Source organism: Trichocoleus sp. DQ-A1 (genome assembly GCF_039961955.1).
Taxonomy (GTDB): Bacteria; Cyanobacteriota; Cyanobacteriia; order Cyanobacteriales; family FACHB-T130; genus FACHB-T130.
The window spans coordinates 22,621-39,298 of sequence record NZ_JAMPKE010000044.1 but is presented as its reverse complement, the minus strand read 5'-3'; the positions used below and the strand labels follow the sequence as shown (position 1 = coordinate 39,298).

At 44.5% G+C, this 16,678-nt stretch carries 14 protein-coding genes, 3 tRNA genes and 1 pseudogene; 1 reads left to right on the top strand and 17 read right to left on the bottom strand.

Annotated features, from left to right (window positions below):
• Window positions 1–91 (top strand): annotated as a pseudogene (locus tag NDI33_RS25125) (IS1 family transposase); the annotation flags it as partial.
• 256 nt (window positions 92–347) lie between these two features.
• Here the strand turns inward: NDI33_RS25125 and NDI33_RS25120 are convergent.
• The 17 genes from NDI33_RS25120 to NDI33_RS25040 all read right to left on the bottom strand — a co-directional run bounded on the left by NDI33_RS25120 (window position 348) and on the right by NDI33_RS25040 (window position 16,670).
• Complete coding sequence (locus NDI33_RS25120; protein WP_190678805.1) at window positions 348–1,013, bottom strand: Uma2 family endonuclease; 666 nt, start codon at window positions 1,011–1,013, stop codon at window positions 348–350.
• 121 nt (window positions 1,014–1,134) lie between these two features.
• A complete protein-coding gene (gene tsf / locus NDI33_RS25115; RefSeq protein ID WP_190678803.1) occupies window positions 1,135–1,797 on the bottom strand; it encodes a translation elongation factor Ts in 663 nt (220 codons plus the stop codon).
• Between the two features lie 150 nt (window positions 1,798–1,947).
• Window positions 1,948–3,381: a hypothetical protein gene (locus NDI33_RS25110; protein ID WP_190678801.1), complete on the bottom strand. Its 1,434-nt coding sequence runs from the start codon at window positions 3,379–3,381 to the stop codon at window positions 1,948–1,950.
• 169 nt (window positions 3,382–3,550) lie between these two features.
• On the bottom strand, window positions 3,551–3,985 hold the full coding sequence (locus NDI33_RS25105; RefSeq protein WP_190678800.1) for a hypothetical protein: 435 nt from the start codon (window positions 3,983–3,985) through the stop codon (window positions 3,551–3,553).
• Window positions 3,986–4,002: 17 nt separating this feature from the next.
• Window positions 4,003–4,386 (bottom strand): 50S ribosomal protein L7/L12, encoded by a 384-nt coding sequence (rplL, locus tag NDI33_RS25100; RefSeq protein ID WP_190678798.1) that lies wholly within the window; start codon window positions 4,384–4,386, stop codon window positions 4,003–4,005.
• A 66-nt stretch (window positions 4,387–4,452) separates the two neighbouring features.
• Window positions 4,453–4,527, bottom strand: a tRNA-Leu gene (locus NDI33_RS25095).
• 31 nt (window positions 4,528–4,558) lie between these two features.
• Entirely contained in the window at window positions 4,559–5,293 is a 735-nt protein-coding gene (locus NDI33_RS25090) for a hypothetical protein (RefSeq protein ID WP_190678796.1), read from the bottom strand.
• 176 nt (window positions 5,294–5,469) lie between these two features.
• Window positions 5,470–5,540: transfer RNA gene (locus NDI33_RS25085), tRNA-Met, on the bottom strand.
• Between the two features lie 291 nt (window positions 5,541–5,831).
• Window positions 5,832–5,892: transfer RNA gene (locus NDI33_RS25080), tRNA-Thr, on the bottom strand.
• A 442-nt stretch (window positions 5,893–6,334) separates the two neighbouring features.
• Window positions 6,335–6,535, bottom strand: a complete 201-nt coding sequence (locus NDI33_RS25075) for a hypothetical protein (protein WP_190428392.1) — start codon at window positions 6,533–6,535, stop codon at window positions 6,335–6,337.
• Window positions 6,536–6,669: 134 nt separating this feature from the next.
• Entirely contained in the window at window positions 6,670–7,695 is a 1,026-nt protein-coding gene (locus NDI33_RS25070; RefSeq protein ID WP_348245681.1) for a GNAT family N-acetyltransferase, read from the bottom strand.
• A gap of 95 nt (window positions 7,696–7,790) precedes the next feature.
• Window positions 7,791–8,297 (bottom strand): GNAT family N-acetyltransferase, encoded by a 507-nt coding sequence (locus NDI33_RS25065; RefSeq protein WP_190678794.1) that lies wholly within the window; start codon window positions 8,295–8,297, stop codon window positions 7,791–7,793.
• A gap of 360 nt (window positions 8,298–8,657) precedes the next feature.
• The gene (locus NDI33_RS25060) at window positions 8,658–10,073 is read right to left on the bottom strand and encodes a hypothetical protein (RefSeq protein ID WP_190678793.1); all 1,416 of its coding nucleotides are present in this window, start codon (window positions 10,071–10,073) and stop codon (window positions 8,658–8,660) included.
• A gap of 103 nt (window positions 10,074–10,176) precedes the next feature.
• Window positions 10,177–10,542 carry a hypothetical protein gene (locus NDI33_RS25055; RefSeq protein ID WP_190678791.1) on the bottom strand — a complete coding sequence of 122 codons (366 nt, stop codon included), beginning with the start codon at window positions 10,540–10,542 and terminating at the stop codon, window positions 10,177–10,179.
• Window positions 10,543–10,703: 161 nt separating this feature from the next.
• Window positions 10,704–11,186 carry a cupin domain-containing protein gene (locus tag NDI33_RS25050; protein WP_190678789.1) on the bottom strand — a complete coding sequence of 161 codons (483 nt, stop codon included), beginning with the start codon at window positions 11,184–11,186 and terminating at the stop codon, window positions 10,704–10,706.
• Window positions 11,187–11,303: 117 nt separating this feature from the next.
• Entirely contained in the window at window positions 11,304–11,837 is a 534-nt protein-coding gene (locus tag NDI33_RS25045; protein WP_190678787.1) for a GrpB family protein, read from the bottom strand.
• Between the two features lie 249 nt (window positions 11,838–12,086).
• Complete coding sequence (locus NDI33_RS25040; RefSeq protein WP_190678785.1) at window positions 12,087–16,670, bottom strand: CHAT domain-containing protein; 4,584 nt, start codon at window positions 16,668–16,670, stop codon at window positions 12,087–12,089.
• Window positions 16,671–16,678 lie beyond the last annotated feature (8 nt).

Sequence of the window (16,678 nt, the reverse complement as noted above, 5' to 3'; positions counted from 1 at the left end):
TAAAACCTTATCGTTCTCCAAGAAGTTGAGTAATCACATTGGTGCGATTTGGTATTTTGTGCATCATTACAACGCCTCCCTTCGCTCTTAACCATTACTATTCACCACTACCCGCAAGATATGTACGAAGCTTTTGGATTTGATGAAGATATGGGCATGGACTTTGAGCATTATTTAGAGATATATGGATATTTATAAAAATTTAAACTCTCAGATTAAATAAATATTTCCACTGACTTTTTACTAGATTAGTAATGTAGTCAGAAAAGTCATCTCTTACTATTCCGGATAAATTGGGAGAAATGACTTAAAAATCTCTATCAGCAACTCTAAGGGTGATCGCATCCTCACCGATCCTCTTTTTCCCGCAGTTTCTCTCTTATCCACTTACGCCAAGTACGAATAAAAGTAGTATCATCTAGGGTTTTTGCTTGCTGTAGAAATTGATTTATAATTTCTACAGATACAAAAGGAAACGTTGGGCTATTCTCGCAGAGATTGTATGTTCCTGCCTGTAACTGGTAAATTTCTGCCCGCTGCCCAACATAACGCCAAACTTCAGAAACTCCTAACTGACTGTAAATTTGCAATCTTCTACTAGAGGGGCTGGTAATATCAACCTCAATTACTAAATCAGGTGCAGGATCTTTGGTAAAGTCTATCGTTCTACCTTGAATGCGCTCAACATTTTGGATGTAATAGCAAGAATCCGGTTCTGCACCACGCTGCAAATCTTCTCGATTTAGAGTTGTTGAACGAAATCCTTTTATGGGTAAGTCCAACTCTTCAGTTAATGCCTCGATCATCCGTTCCAAAAGCTTCGTGTTAGTTTCGTGGCGGTCGGACGGCATTGTAATTTCTAATACACCTCGATCGTAGGCAAGACGAGAAGAACGATTATCCCCCATTTCAGTTAACAATGCTTGATAAGTTTGCCAACTAACCCCTTGCAGGATAACTCGATGGGTGCATTCTCTAGGTGTGTCTTGAACTGGCAGGGAAGGGCTTGCCATCGTTTTAACTTTTTATTATTGAGACTATCCTATCTTGGAAGTGCTGAGTAGAAGTAGCTTAACGATTCTGAAGAAAGTAGGGCAGACCAGATGTCTACCCCACAAGTATAAACTGTCAGCTTTATTCCCTACCGCCTATTTGTGCAGCGACTTCTTCGGCAAAGTTGCTTTCAGGCTTTGCAATGCCTTCGCCTAAGTTAAAGCGGACAAAGCGACGCACTTGGATATTTTCGCCCAGTTGAGCTACGCTTTGCTTAATCAGTTCTTCCACCACGATACTTTGGTCGCGAATGTAAGGCTGATCCATCAAAGACATTTCTTTCAGGCGTTTTTCAATTCGTCCTTGAAGAATTTTTTCTTTGATGTTTGCTGGTTTGGAAGTTAAGTCATCGCGTCTCCTTTCGATTTCTGTTTCTTTCTCGATAATTTCAGCCGGAATGTCTGCTACCTTTACATACTCCACATTCGGACAAGCGGCAATCTGCATGGCGATGTTTCGCACCAGGGTTTGAAATACTTCGCTGCGACTTACAAAATCAGTTTCGCAGTTTACTTCTACTAGTACGCCAACTTTACCGCCAGTATGAATGTAGCTGTCAATAATTCCTTCTGCCGAAATCCGATGACTCCCACCGCATGTTCTACTCATACTTTTTTGGCGCAACCATGCGATCGCTTTGGTCATATCGCCATTGGTTTCATCCAGCGCCTTCTTACAATTCATCATGCCTGCACCTGTCTGTAGGCGCAGTTGTTTGACAACCTGTGCAGTTATTTCCACCATGTTAGATTCCTCCTTGACTAATAATTTTGTTGACCTCTCCCCAACCCCTCTCCTGCGAGGAAAGGGGCTTTTTTCTTCTCCTTACTTACAAGGAAAAGGGGTTAGGGGTTAGGTTTTCTCACGCTACTATGGCGCTACAAGTGAGCCTATCTAGTTATCAACTCGCACTGGTAACGGTGTCTCTAGAATTTCCATCAACAATTCAAGGCGAGATGGACGAGACAATAATGGCACCAAGTTTGGCAGCGAGTAGTAATCACCTGCGAAGGTAAATGTCTCCAGCGATACTTGAGACTGTTGCAACTGCTTTTCTAAGTAGTTGCCGTGATTGCCGACTCTGACGATAATTACATTAGGCACTACCTTCAACTCTTCGCAGTATCGGGGATAAACTGCGTTGAAGTAAGGAGCGTTGTTTTCGCCTTCATCGGTAACGATGATGATTTGTTCTGCCGACTGCTTGTTTTGCCGCATCTTTTCTAGCGATGCACCGATGCTAGTGCAACCATCCGGAAACAGCTTCTGGAAAGCTTTCTCCCAATCTGACAGCGCTTTACCTTGTGCTTTTACTTCAACAGCTTTGGTGTCGAAGGCATAAACAAATAAGTTACCTTCGCTGATGCCAGAAATCAAAGCTGCAATTTGCTTTCCGACTTCCAGCGCCTGGGTCATGCTGCTGCTCTTGTCTACAAACAAGGCGGTAGACTTGGTAATCTTACCCCGCTTTTTCACCTGTTCGTTGACAACTTGCTCTAGCTGCGCCACAGTTGCATCATCGACATTGGCGACACCTGCTGCTTTCATCGCCTTGAATGCAGACACGCGATCGCTTGTTGCAGCTTCTGTGAGTTTTGCATCAAGCAACACCTTCACCTCAGCGTTTTCCATCGCACCTCGCGCTTGGAGTGACTTAAGGTTGTTAATTACCTCCTGCGGTGACATGGCGTTAACTAGCGCCATCAGCACTTCTGGCGTTACTTCCTTCACCGCACCAATGGCGACAGTGTAGGGAATTTTGTGTTCTGCAATCAGTTGTGCTTGTGCTTGTGGTGTCTCTGCTTTTGCAAGCTGCTTGAGTGCAAACGCAAGACTATCTTCAGGCGGTGCATCTTTGAATAGTACGGCGTTAGCGCGATCGCTTGGCTTAATGTGCAAACTTGCATACAGATGCTTCATCGCCTTGCGTCCCCGCACCGCAGCGCGATCGAAAAATGCAGCATTCTTTTCCCGTTCCTGCAAATAACGCCGCACCGCAGTCCGCGCCGAACGCGGCAACTTTTGCTGATGCTGCTTCATAAAGTCTACAATTCGCGCCACCTGGTAAGGCGGAAACTCTTGTAACATCATGAAACCTGCACCGCGATGTTCGTTCAAGCTGCTGGTCAGCAAATTACCCACAAAAACTTCCTTGTGGTCGCGCACATCACCCTGACGCTGATACCATACAGCCAGGTGTCCGTAAAAGATGGGGTCAAGTTCGACCATCATCTTATGCACTTCTGCTACCTTACCGAGTTCCCGGTGTGGCGTAGTTAGCAGACTATTGAGAATTTCTAAACGCAAGTCGAGTTCTAGTGTATTCATTGCAACTACCTCCATTGCATCTTGAAGTGTTGAGGAGGCAGATGTCGCACGCAAGTAATTTGGTGCCGCGCAAGTCGAGAAAGCTGTTGTTTTACCTTAAAAGGGTATGTAAGCTTTCTCAGTTGGGGCGCGGCGACAACTGCCATTATATTCGCCAAGCAAGAGACTGTCATCCCTGCTGATCTAAAGATTTCAAATCGGGTTCAAGCCAACTTATCCGTGCTTCCCAAGACATCAAACAATCGCGGTTGTAGTATGTCAGAGGAAGATTTTTATCTGCGTAACTATCGATAAGTTCGTTAGCAAGATATACGATAGAGCGAGTTCGATCTGCAACCGATAGATAGTAACTAACAATCCGAATCCAAAACAGTGTCATCGTTTCGTGATAGCCACTGTTTTTAGTAGTTTTAATCCCATTAGCCAAGTTGTAACGCTGGATGCGATCGCGTATGCAATTCGTTGCTTCTGCCTTCGAGTAACGAGTGAGATACCATAGTGCAACTGTTAAATGTGCGCGATGATTCCACTCGTCTCGTGGCAAGGTGCAATTCTCGAATGCCGCAATTAGACTTTCTATCTCACTGAGTGACTGATATTTCACAACTGCGAGAGTGCAAACTACTTGAGAGAAACTTTAGCGCCTGCTGCTTCTAGCTGTTGCTTGATTTCTTCTGCGTCGGAGAGTGCGATCGCTTCTTTCACCACTTTCGGCGCTGACTCAACAAAATCTTTTGCTGACTTCAGATCCAAATTAGTCAAAGTCCGTACAACTTTGAGGATTGCAATCTTCTTATCAGCAGGAACTTCCTCTAGAACTACATCAAACTCAGTTTGTACAGAAAGCTCTTCACCTTTTTCCTCGATTATTTCAATAATACCTGTCCGCTGGCGAGGCGAAGCATCAACTCGAAAAGTATCTTCAACTTGCTTAACTAATTCTGCTGCTTCGGTTAGTGTTAAAGATTTTAATTGCTCTACAATCTCAATTGTTTTTAGAGACATCTTTATACTCCTCCTCATAATGAAAAATGAAATATTATCATTCCACGCAAGTCGAGAAAGCTGTTGTTTCATACGCAGGGGTTGAACCTGCATAATCTTGAGCTTAAATCAAGCGCCTGTACCAATTCGGCTAGTATGTAAGCTTTTTCTATCAGGGCGCGGAATGAGAAGTTTAACTATTTGCAAGCTGCTGCATAATGAACTTTATTTCCTTCTTGTTACACTGACGTTTATCGACAGCGTAACTTTTTCTGTAGATTCTTCTACCTTGCTTCTCCCGTACACTCCAACCGTCAGCAATTTCTTTTAAGATAATATCTGTTACTGGCTTTGTTGGTGGTGTATTTTGAAGCTTTATTGCATACCACAAATTGTTGATTTTATGATATTCTAGGCGCTCATTAACAACTACTAGATTATCTGGCTTTTCGGGAGGTTTATTGGGTGCTTTCTTCGCTAGGCAGAGAACTTTAGTGTCGGGATGGATATAAAGTTGCTCTCTCCAATAATTCAGCGGGTTTCTGGGTAAATACTTGCACGATTTAGTAGAATAAGGAACTCCATCAATTAGTTCAACATCCTTTTCCACAAAACCCCATACATGGGAGAGAATATGTTGTCCTGATAACGTTCTCGTTTCAAGCTGCTGGCATAGTTCGCTGTAAACATTATCCCAAGATTCGCCTACTTTAGAACGCAACCAGCGACGTAATGGACCTAGATGATCTGAAAAGTGCTTCGTACGTTTTCTTGTCTTAATTAAATAAGGGCTTAGCAACCCATCTTCACTTGCTTCATGAGTAATCTTTTGCAGAGTTTTTTTATAACCTTTAAGCTTTTTTACACTTATCCTCATTCCTCCACGAGGACGTTCAATGACAATTTCACCCAAACGGTGTTCGCTCATTACTTAGTATCGTCCCTAAATGTCTGTTGATTCTGACGAATTGCCATTCAGTTATGGCTAAGTTTGCTGTAATTAGGGAAGAACTGCATAACATTAGAAACACCTCCAGTAAATATCAAAAACAACAATAAATTTATTCGTGTTCAGATTGCTCCGCGCAAGTCGAAAAAGCTGTTTGGGTATACACGGGAATCGAACCCGTCACGGCTTGATTATGAGTCAAGTGCTCTAACCAACTGAGCTAGTATGTAAGCTTTATCCATTAGGGCGCGAAGCGATTTTGCTGCTTTGAAAATAATGGGTGTTCCGCACAAGTTTTAAAAGCTATTCACTGGAGAGTTACCGTTACTCTACACTGCCAAATAGTGGCAGCGGTAGGAATTGAACCTACATCTCCCGCTTATCAGGCGGATGTGTGTATGCTTTTCAGGTTAGGGCGCGGAACAGAAAATTTAAAGCTGAGTATCCATAAAACGCACTCTTTAATTTGCAATCTGTTTTGGAAAGAATTGTCACTTCGTACAAGTTAAGAAAGCTATGGTTAACGGGAGTTGAACCCGACCTATCGATTACAATTCGATTGCTCTACCACAGAGCTAGTATGTAAGCTTTTTAAGTTAGGGTACGAAGTGATGCGACACAAAATTTAGTGTAAATATGGGAGGCTACGCACAAGTTAAAAAAGCTTTTTTACACCTCTCCCAGCAGCGGAGAGGGTAGGAATCGAACCTACAATTCGGTGTCCCGAACGTTACCAGTTTGTATGCTTCTTACATCAGGGCGCGTGCCTTGATTTTCACATCAGTTCGCATAAAAATTGAATTTCAATCCCGCGCAAGTTAGCAAAGCGTTTATCACTTGGCGCTCTATCCGTTGAGCTACAGCTGCATAATAGAGCAGCTGGTGGGAATCGAACCCACTACCTCCCCGATCGTAACGGGAATGTGTGTATGCTTCACAAATTAGGGCGCGGGACAGTAATAATTTTGAGTTTTGAATTTCGAGTTTTGAATTTCAAGTTAACTTAAAAATCAAAACTATTTAGCCGTAGACGGCTTCTGGGCGCACAATTAAATCGCCACTGGGACGACGATCGACAACGTAGGATTGGAAGCGATCGCTTCTAACATCAAAATGCTGTGCAAGGCGTTCCTTAACGGATTTGTCGTTCATGCCATCCGTTACACCTAGTTGCTTTTCTTCAATGTCGTAAGAACGACCTTCAAAACGAATGTGAACCATTTTGAACACCTCCTTAAAGTTGGAAGCAAGATGATGTGTGAACTTGTGGTTCTCTTGCTTCACTACTTTATACTACATAAACACTACAAAAGTTGTCAAGAGTTCGGCAGCAAGATTTTTTAGCAAGAGTCTAACTACACATCCTTGACGTAGAAAATGCGGGTGTGAAGTGTGGCATAACCGACAGATTCGTAGAGTTGCAGCGCACCTGAAGGATTTTGAGCATCGACGCCAAGCTTGGCTGTCTCTACGCCAGCAGCCTTCAAACGCTGCATCCCGCTTAGTAACATAGCTCGTCCCAGCCCAATCTTACGGAAGCCGCGCCGCGTGCCTAGTACAGCAATCCAGCCTTCGTTGCGATCGCTGCGTGCATTTTCCTCTGTATAGATCCTGCTGTGGCAAAAAGCAGCAAAAGTCCCATCAGGAGCGATCGCAATCAAGTTTAATTCCGGCTTGTAATCCCGGTCGCTTAGATAATACTTAAGCATCTCCACAGTTAAAGGGTGATGATTCCAATGGTCGATAAACGATTGGTTAAACATCTCCACCCACGCTTCTGCGTCTTGTTCAACTTCTACTTGGCGAATGGTGAAACCTGCTGGAAACTGCGGTTGTGGTATTGGTTCATCCAGCGATCGCCTCATGGTGAAAAAGTACCGATCGGCAGTGAAACCGCAACTTTTTAAGAAAGCAATGCGTTCGGCTTGGTCTTCGCGAGCGCTGGAGCGCAGCTTAACACTCATGCAGCGTTCTTTGCTAACTTCGCGCATCCTTTCCTCACCCCAGGCGACGATCTGTTTTTCCAGATAAACGCCGCGATCGCTTGGGTGGACGTGGAAACCAATGTAGCCTTCGATGATTTCGCCATCAGGGGGAATCCACATTCGTCCGAAGCCAATCAGCTTACCGTCAGAGTTTTCCCAGAGGCAAAGATCGCGTGCTTTGTCTAATGAAGGTGCTTTAAATTCCTGTCGCAGTTCAGAGACAGATATGCCTTCGTCAAGTTTATCGACCGCTTCGCAGGAATTGATCAGGTGAGCGATCGCTTCTAAATCCGCTTCCCCTGCATAAGGACGCATTGTTAAAGTAATCATAAAATTAGCTGAGATGCCTACGTTGCCGTAATTCCGGAAATTTAAGCTGCGCTTTACTACAGGCATACTACAAAAACTTGCGGAAAGAACACCTCACCCGATTGGGTGACAAGCAGACATTGCAGATCGTAGTTTGCGATCGCGATGAATTTCTGCACTGCTTAAGGCGATCGCAACTTTTCAAAGTAAAGAAGAGGATGCTCGTTGACGACTTCCTGTCCTGTTCGCCTCATGCCTAGCTTCTCAAGCACCCGCACAGAGGCAATGTTTGGTTCGTCCACATCCGCCCTCACCTTGGGAAGGGCAAGCTTGTCCAGAGCATAGCTCAACACTGCGCTGGCGGCTTCTGTTGCATAGCCATTTCCCCAGCAATCGGGATGAACACCGTAGATTAAACTGGGAGTCCCTTCCTCTGAAGGCAAGAAGCCAGCAAAGCCTACAACATCGTCAAGGTCGCGCATAAAGACTAGCCAGAGTCCGTACCCATACTGTTCAAAGTTGGCGAGGCTGTCCTCAACGAATGCTTGCGCCTCGTCAGACGAAATTATCCGGTTGTCGAATAGGAAATAACGAATACGGTCATTCGTCCAGAGCGTGTGGACGAGTTGGATATCCTCTATCTGGCAAGGTCGAAGCTGTAATCTAGTTGTTTCGAGTACACAACTCATCGTTATTAACTCGCACTCTTGTGAGCAATAGCCATCATGTGAGCGTTCATACCTAACATAGACGGTTCTGTTTCCAGCCAGCGAATCGCTTCTAGGAGTCGTTCGCGACGCGCTGAATCACCCCAAGGCTCCTCGAAGTTTTGTATTATTTATAATTTGCCCTTACATCACCCTGGCAGCAGATCGCGAAGGTGAGATCGCAAAAGTTTCCTAATGGCTAAAATCTGCGGCAGCAGAGGACTCTAAACGAAGTACACATGGTCGGACTGTCCGCTGCTCTAATTTGTTTAACGCTGGCTTATTAACTCTATCTCAACTAACAGCTTTGTGGAGAAGTTACACAAGATTTTATCCTGAAGCTTATCTATTTGGTCTTGGTCGTCTTCTATAATGTGCTTTTACGTATGTTCCATTTCGTGGATGAGCTTTAACGTATACATAATCACTTTTATTGGAAATTTTCTTATATTCTTCTGGTGTAATTTTTGCTCTAGTTTCTTCCCTATTAACAGGCTGTTGTGGGGTTATATAGGTAGGATTGGAAGACTGCATCCGGTTAGTTTGGGACAGTTTTTTTATTTGAGCTTTCAAATCAGATATTTCATTTTGTTGTTGCTGATAGTGTTGAAATATTATCCGATTTTGTTGTTGCAACTCTAGTTTCTGGGCATTCAAATGGGACTTATCAATCTGTAATTCATCAATTTGAAATTGTTTATTTTTAGCCGATTCTACTATGTCTCGTATTCTTTGCTGTAACTCCAGTTTCTGTTGATTCAGTTGGGATAATTGATTTTGCAAGTCATTAATTTGAGCCTGTTTTACTTTAGCAAGCCCCGTTGAACTTTCACCTTCTTTTTGCAGAGTGAATATCGACTTTTGCAAGCTGTTAATTTGAGTGTTTTTCTCTTGATCGATTTGTATTAAATTTTGAACATTCTCTCGCAGAGCAGCTATATTAGCATCACGTTCAGATATATCTCTATATAAATCAGAAATATTTCTAGTGAGACTTGAAATATTTTGAGTGCGCCTATTCAATTCGTTAGTATTATCTTGTCTAATTCTCAGCAAACTGTTGAACTGATCCGACAAAAGATTAATTCGAGATCGTAATTCATTAATAAGTGCCTGATAATTACTATCAGTTCTAGAAGTATTAGAGCCTAGAACCAGTTTGGCTGATAAAATTTTGAGCAAATCCTCGATTTTATAAGCCAGACGAAGGCGGAACGGGCTAATTTTATTAGCACTTTGTGCTGTTTCTATAGTTAGTCTTTCAATTACCTCTGTGAGGATAATCTGTGAAGGTTGTCTACTATTTGCAAAAACAACTAAGTTAGTTACAATCCTTTCAAGCCTTATATAATCCTTCTCTGCTTGACTAGCTAAAAGGGATCGAGCATAGTCTTGTATATTTGCTAAAATACGGTATTTTCCTGATCTTCGAGGCTCTAACTCTTGTAAAATTTCGTTTCTTTTATACTCTAATGCCTCAATTGTTCTTGCAATTTTTTCATGATTGGCAGAAGGGTCTTCACCAATACGCTCTAAAATCCCCTCATAGAGCCATGCTTGAGACTCTAGATTATTGAGTCTTTGAACTTGCTGTAAGTTATCTGGTTGAGAGACTACTTCTATTCTTTGTATCTGTTGTTGTAGACTGTTAACCCTTGCTGAAACTGTTCCTTTGAAACAAGCTAATAATAAATCAAAGGCATGACCATAGGGAAAAGAATAGTCAGCAAAACAACCAAATAAAATCCAAAAAAACAAAGACCCTACTAAAAAAATAACTACTTTTAAGTAGTTTAGGAGCTTCTTAATTAGATTAGTATGTGGCTCTAAATCTAAGTTTTGAAGGTCAAGATAGATTTGATTAACGAAAAAATTGCTTATCTATCTGTTGACCTATAACTGTACCTGGATTGTTATTAACATTGAGGTTTACGCCTGATTGCGTGGTTTGAGAAACCTTAGAGATGTTCTGTATTTGCTGATACCGAGTAACCAGTCTCTCTAAGTCCTTCTGAAATCTCTTGTCGGATTCGGCTTCACTTACGATTGCAGCTTCTAAAAGCTTTGGTTCTTCCTTAGTTCTCTCAAGCTGAAGCCTTCCTTGAAATCTTGCTTTTAAAAACTCCAAGACATCTGCTCCAGCCTTTTCTAAAGCACCGCCTGTAGACTTATCAAGCAGATACAGCACGATATTTACTGCTTGTAAAGCCAGTACAGATAAATCCATATTAGTAGTGTTCCTGATTCCAAGCTTTGCTAAGTTATAGCACATTACTACAGGAGCGCCCATTGCCACAGTAGCTAGGAGATTTGTAACAGAGAGCTTTCAGTGGCTCCCACCAAGATATGAAGCAAGCTAACGTGCAGACATCCTGGTTGAGCGAGAAGTCAGGTGTCTAATGCTCCAAACGGTTTGGCATCTGACACGTCAAAGATTTCAATCGTATCCTCACGGCGAATCATACGTTTTCCAAGGTGCGGGAAATCGGCAATTTCTATATCGAGGTTTTCTCCTCCCGCTAAGTAAACTAAGTCTTCCTCACCTGCATTCCTCAGATGATGAGCGACTGAAGGAGTCGGGAATGCCATGAAGTCTCCTGCACCAACTTCAAATTCTTCCCCGTCAATTTCCGCAATTCCGCTGCCCGATAGGATGTAAATCCATTCTTCCTCGCGGTAGTGGGAATGATATACAAAGGATTCCTTTTTTGGAGGGACTTTTACAAAGTTGACTCCGGTGCGCTTTAGTCCGAGCGATCGCCCCATTTGTGTCCCTGAGATTTCGGATTTCGGATTCCAGGGGTGTGAGAATGTTTGCATATTGTCTTCAATGTGTTGACGCCGCAAAATCAAAGATTTCTTCTCTGCCATGTTCGTAACCCTCAGATGGTTTACTGGATACCTAATAGCTAAGTTCAGCGATCGCAATATGGGATTTCATAGAGGTTTCTCCTCGCGAACAAAATATAAGTCTGGATAGGGACACTGTTACTTATTTACTGAAGACACACGCCACCCTGCTGCTTTTCGGTCAATGGTTTTGATAAAGTCGTCTTTCCCGTCCATATATCCCTCTATATCATCGGGATACATCTCGGCTAATTTCCGCTTAAGGTTACTGTATTGCTGTGCATCGTCAGGATGAGCAATCATGTAATCTCGAAATGCTAAGTGACGCTTTACCTGTGCTGAACCAATCTCGAATGTGTGAATGTGATGTGTTCTGATACCTGCTTGGCTATTCTTAAGGAAGAATCGACGACCGGGAATTCCATATTCACCCATCACTTCATAACCCAGTGACTCCATTGCTGCACTCTGCTCATCTACACGAGAAATATCTTTCACTTCAACCAGCAGATCGATAATGGGCTTTGCGTAAATATTAGGAATTGCCGTGCTACCAATATGATGTATTGCAACCATATTTTCACCCATTACCTCAGCAACTTGCTGCGACTCAGCCTCAAACGCATCTCGCCACTGTAGATTGTGTGGAACTACTTCAACTTTGAACGGCATGACTGTCACCTGTAGTAATGCAAGATTCTGGGAAGGAAGAGCAATTCTTGGCTACAGTCGTAGATTCTCCAATTGCGAGATTCTTGATTTGTAGATAAGTGCTGTCTGAGGTCATTAATCTTGTGTCAGTTTGAGAGGGTCTGGCATTTCGGTGTATTCAGTTGGGGAACCGCTAATTTTAAGTCAGGAATTTGGAAGCAACAAAGAGGCAGATATCGCGATCGCAATTAACCTGGATTTTGTGCAACTTTACTGGCAAATCGACAGGCTGTGTGTTTGCAGATAATCTCGCATCCAGGCACAGTTTAGAACCAGTAGGGCATCCAGATCCAAATTCCATAAAATAATTGTGCGATCGCTACTAGCTGAAGCGATTGTTTGACCATCTGGGCTAAAACTTATCCCCAAAACGCTATCAGTATGCCCACGTAAGGTTTTGAGCAATTTCCCACTCAGGCTCCAGAGTTTCACCGTTCCGTCAGAACTGGCAGAAGCGAGAGTTTGACCATTCGGGCTGAAGCTGATGCTATTGACTCGATTGGTATGCCCAGTTAAGGTTTTGAGCAACTGACCGTTGCTCCAAAGTTTTACGATTCCATCAGCACTGGCAGAAGCTAAGGTACTACCATTGGGACTGAAGCTGACATCTAAAATACCAGCACTATGTCCCGGTAGAGTGCTGAGCAAACTTCCGTTATGCCAAAGCTTCACCGTTTCGTCAGCACTCACAGAAGCTAAAGTCTGTCCATCCGGGCTGAAACTCACGCTTGTTACCGATTCCTGATGTCCGATCAAGGTATCCAGTAGAGTTCCATCCCGATTCCAGAGTTTCACAGTTCTGTCGGCACTCGCTGAGGCTAAAGTCTGACCATCTGGACTGAAACGGACACTCAAGACACTAGCAGTATGTCCCTGGAAGGTCTTCAGAAGCGTGCCGTCTTTGTGCCACAATTTTATCGTTTTGTCAGCACTCGCTGAAGCAAACGTCTGTCCATCTGGGCTAAAACTGATGCTGGAAATCTCCCCATTGTGTCCTTTGAGAGTTTTTAGCAGCTTCCCGTCTTGATGCCAAAGCTTCACTGTTTTGTCGGCGCTGGCGGAAACCAAAGTCTGACCATCTGGACTAAAACTTACACCCCGCACCTCAGAATCATGCTTCTGCAAAGTGGGAAGTTTCTCAGCGTTAGGGTGCCAGAGTTTAACTGTAGTATCGGCGCTGGCAGAAGCCAAACTCTGACCATCGGGGCTGAAACTCACACTGTAAATCGAAGCGCTGTGTCCTTTGAGAGTAGAAACAAGCGTGCCATCCAGACGCCAAAGTTGCACCGTTTTGTCCGCACCGGCAGAAGCCACGGTTTGACCGTCTGGGCTAAAACTAACCGCCCAAACGAGATCCTTGTGTTCGGTGAAAGTTCTGTAGGGACGAGTTTCAAAACCTCCCAGACTCCGATTCTGACGCCAGAGTTTCACTGTAGTATCTGCACTGGCAGAAGCCAAAGTCTGACCGTCGGGGCTGAAACTGACGCTATTGACTGAAGCGGTATGCCCTTTTAGAATCCCTAGCAATTTACCATTACGGTGCCACAGTCTAATTGTTTTGTCGGTGCTAGCTGTCGCTAAGGTTTGGCTGTCTGGGCTGAAGTGAATACTTGTTACCCAAGAGCGATGACCCTTTAAGGTGACAATTAGGCTGCCGTTCCGCCGCCAAAGTTTCACCGTTTTATCCGCACTGGCAGAGGCGAGAAACTGACCATCCGGGCTAAAAGCAACGCTATTGACTTTGCCCGTGTGCCCTTTGAGAGTGGTTAGGAGTGTACCGTCCCGGTGCCAGAGTTTCACCGTTTTGTCATAACTCGCAGAAGCCACCATTTGGCTGTCTGGGCTGAAGCTGACGCTTTTTACCTTGTCTCGATGTCCTTCCAGCGTCGTCAACAGCCTGCCATCCCGTTGCCAAAGTTTAACTGTACCGTCATCACTCGCAGATGCGATGGTTTGACCATCCGGGCTAAAACTGAGGCTAATGACTGTTCTTTGATGTCCCTCCAGACGGTTATACTCTCTGACGCCGTAGACGGCTTGCTGTAGAACCGTTACCACTCGAATGCGGGTATCGGGTTTGGCTTCGATAGATTGTTGTAGCTGTCTACCTGCCTTTAAACTTTCCAGCAATGCTTCTAGTTCTTTATTTGAGGCTAAAAGTTCATCTGAGGAGGCACTTAAAGCATTGAGTTGGGCATCGATTTCACTTGTTTCGGCTCGCTGCCATTGCTTTGTGGCAATTCCCACTAGCAATCCTAGTCCTATCAAACCGCTCGTGAGTCCCAGGATAACTTGTCTTCGTTGGCGATCGCGTACTCTCTGCTCTCGTGCTTGCAGTGCCAAACTCGCCTGTATAAAAGTTTGCTCCTTTAAACTCAGATCGGCTGAACGTTCGGCGTACCAATGTTGGGCTTCTAATAACGGCGCACCTCGCCACAGTACCCCCTCATCTTGCTGGCTCTCCCATTGTCGCAAAGCTATCCGCAATCGCTCCTGCCAAGTCCGGAAGCTGCGGTCATCTTCTAGCCACTGGCGCAAGCGTTGCCACTCTCGAATCAGTGCTTCATGGACGATTTCGACGGTTTCACCCCTAGTTGCCTCATCTTGTCTGGTGACAACCAAACGTGCATCTGCTAAGCGCGTAACTAAGTTCCAATTGTCTTGTCCTACGTCGGTACGGGTGGCGATGCGGCGAGTATCAGCAGTCCCTTCACCGGGATGCACTAATTGGAGAAAGATACGCTTTGCCTGTTGCTGTTCTTCCGATTTGAGTGCTGCATACACCTGTTCGGCATAACTGGCGAGTGCTTGTTCGACACCTCCAATGGCATCATAAGCAGCATGAGTGAGGATACCATTGCATTGTTGTTCCCACAGCAAGGTTAGGGCAAACTCCAGTAAAGGCAAAGAACCGGGTTCGCAGCTAACGGCATCTAGTATGCGCGATCGCAATCCTTCCTCGATCTGTACGCCTAAATTCTGGGCTGGTTTTGCGATCGCGGCTTGCAGTTCTAAGCGGCTCATTTGCCCTAAAAATTCTGGGGGGAAGCGCTGCAACGCAGAGGCAAAGGGGTGGTAAGAAAGGGCGTATTCGCAGAAATCTGCTCGTAAAGTGAGAATTAAGGTAAAACTGGGTATCTGGTTGACAGCAGTTAATAATTCATCTTGAAAGCGTTGACGGATTTCCGCTTCCTGGCAAAGCGCGTACAATTCCTCAAACTGATCGGCAAATAAAAGCAGGTGATCAGTTGTGGGAGTTTTATCTAAAATTCGCTCTAACACAGCGATTAATGGCAAGTCACCCTGCTGAATTGCTGTTGCTAGTTTGTTGATTTCAACCAAACGATCCGTTTCACGCAACTGCGGTTCTAATAGGGGAATCAGTTGTTCTGCCAGTTTTAAAAAAGGACGATTCCCCGGACGAAAGCTAACAATTAGCCAGTTTTCTATCTGACGCAGACGTGGAATTAAGCCTGCAAATACTGCGGAAGATTTACCGCTACCGGAAGGGCCAATCGCAGCAACGAGTGGCTGATTATATACCGCTTTCAACAGTTTCTCAGTGAAAGCCTCCCTGCCAAAGAAAAACGGTGCATCGGCTTCTTGAAATGCAGACAAACCCCGATAGGGACAGGAGAAATCTTGCCCAATTTGTAGGGGAACGGCGCTGTGTCCGTACCCCGCAAGAGACCCTTTTCCTCTATCATGTAATCCTTGCCAAATTATGGGCACCGCTGTGGGATTTTGGCATATTACTGGCAACCAACTGGCGCAAGGACATCGATCCTCTAAAGCTTGCAACTGTTCTCGTGCTTCTCGCACAGAGGTATAAAAAGACTCACCCCTAGAAAAGGCAGTGAGAAAATACTTGAGAAATTCCTGAGCAACCAAGTCAGGGACTGGTTCCCGCATGACGACGATTTGGGGAATGTGGAGGCTTTCGAGGGAACGTGCTAAGCCTAGTCCATCGCAGGAGTTGAAAACTGCCAGTTGTAAGCCGCGTTCTATGGCTCTTTTCAGAGCATAAGTTAACTCGGTGATGGATAAGCGATCGCTACCATTAATTTCAATCTCCCCCGTTTCGCCACAAGCAAGGCTGGAACTATGTCCGGCAAAAAATAAGATATCCCACCCCGATGAGTCCCAAAGTTGTTGATATAACTGACGGCGTTGCGGTTCTACTAAAAAGACAATTTCTGCATCCTCAAGTAAACTTGAAAGCAACTGTCGATCTGCTTCAATATCAATCCCGTTCCCATTCCCCAAAATCGCTAAAATTCTGGGTTTTTCCCGGAATGGGGCATCAGTTTTCACCCGTTCGTAAGCAGTTGCTCCCAGCGCTACTTCTGCTCTAGGATAACGCTCGAAAAAATCCCATAAATGCCAAGGGAGTCGTCGCAGTTGGTTGTCTTCTATTTGCAGAATTAACCGCACTGTGTCAGTTGGTAATAATTTTTCGAGTAATTTTTCTCGAATCGGGCGAAATGACTCAGCTTTGAGCCAGATTGTCAAACTATCGGCTAAGGTCTGAGCAGACTGGCGGCAAGCATCAAGTAAATCTTTTGGAGAACCCTGAATAATTTGTCCTCCTCTTTCTTCCAAGCGAAACAGGAACGACAGACTGCGATAAATAGACTGCCAGTGTTCGTATTGTTCCAGTAACTGAGTTGCTGGGGGCAATTTACCTTTGGCACGGGTGGTAACAGCATGGTTGCCTTCTCCCCGAATTTCCAGCGTTGCTATTGCTCCCTGATGCAAGTCACCATCGATATCCAAGATGACTAACTTTTCCATTGCTGCCT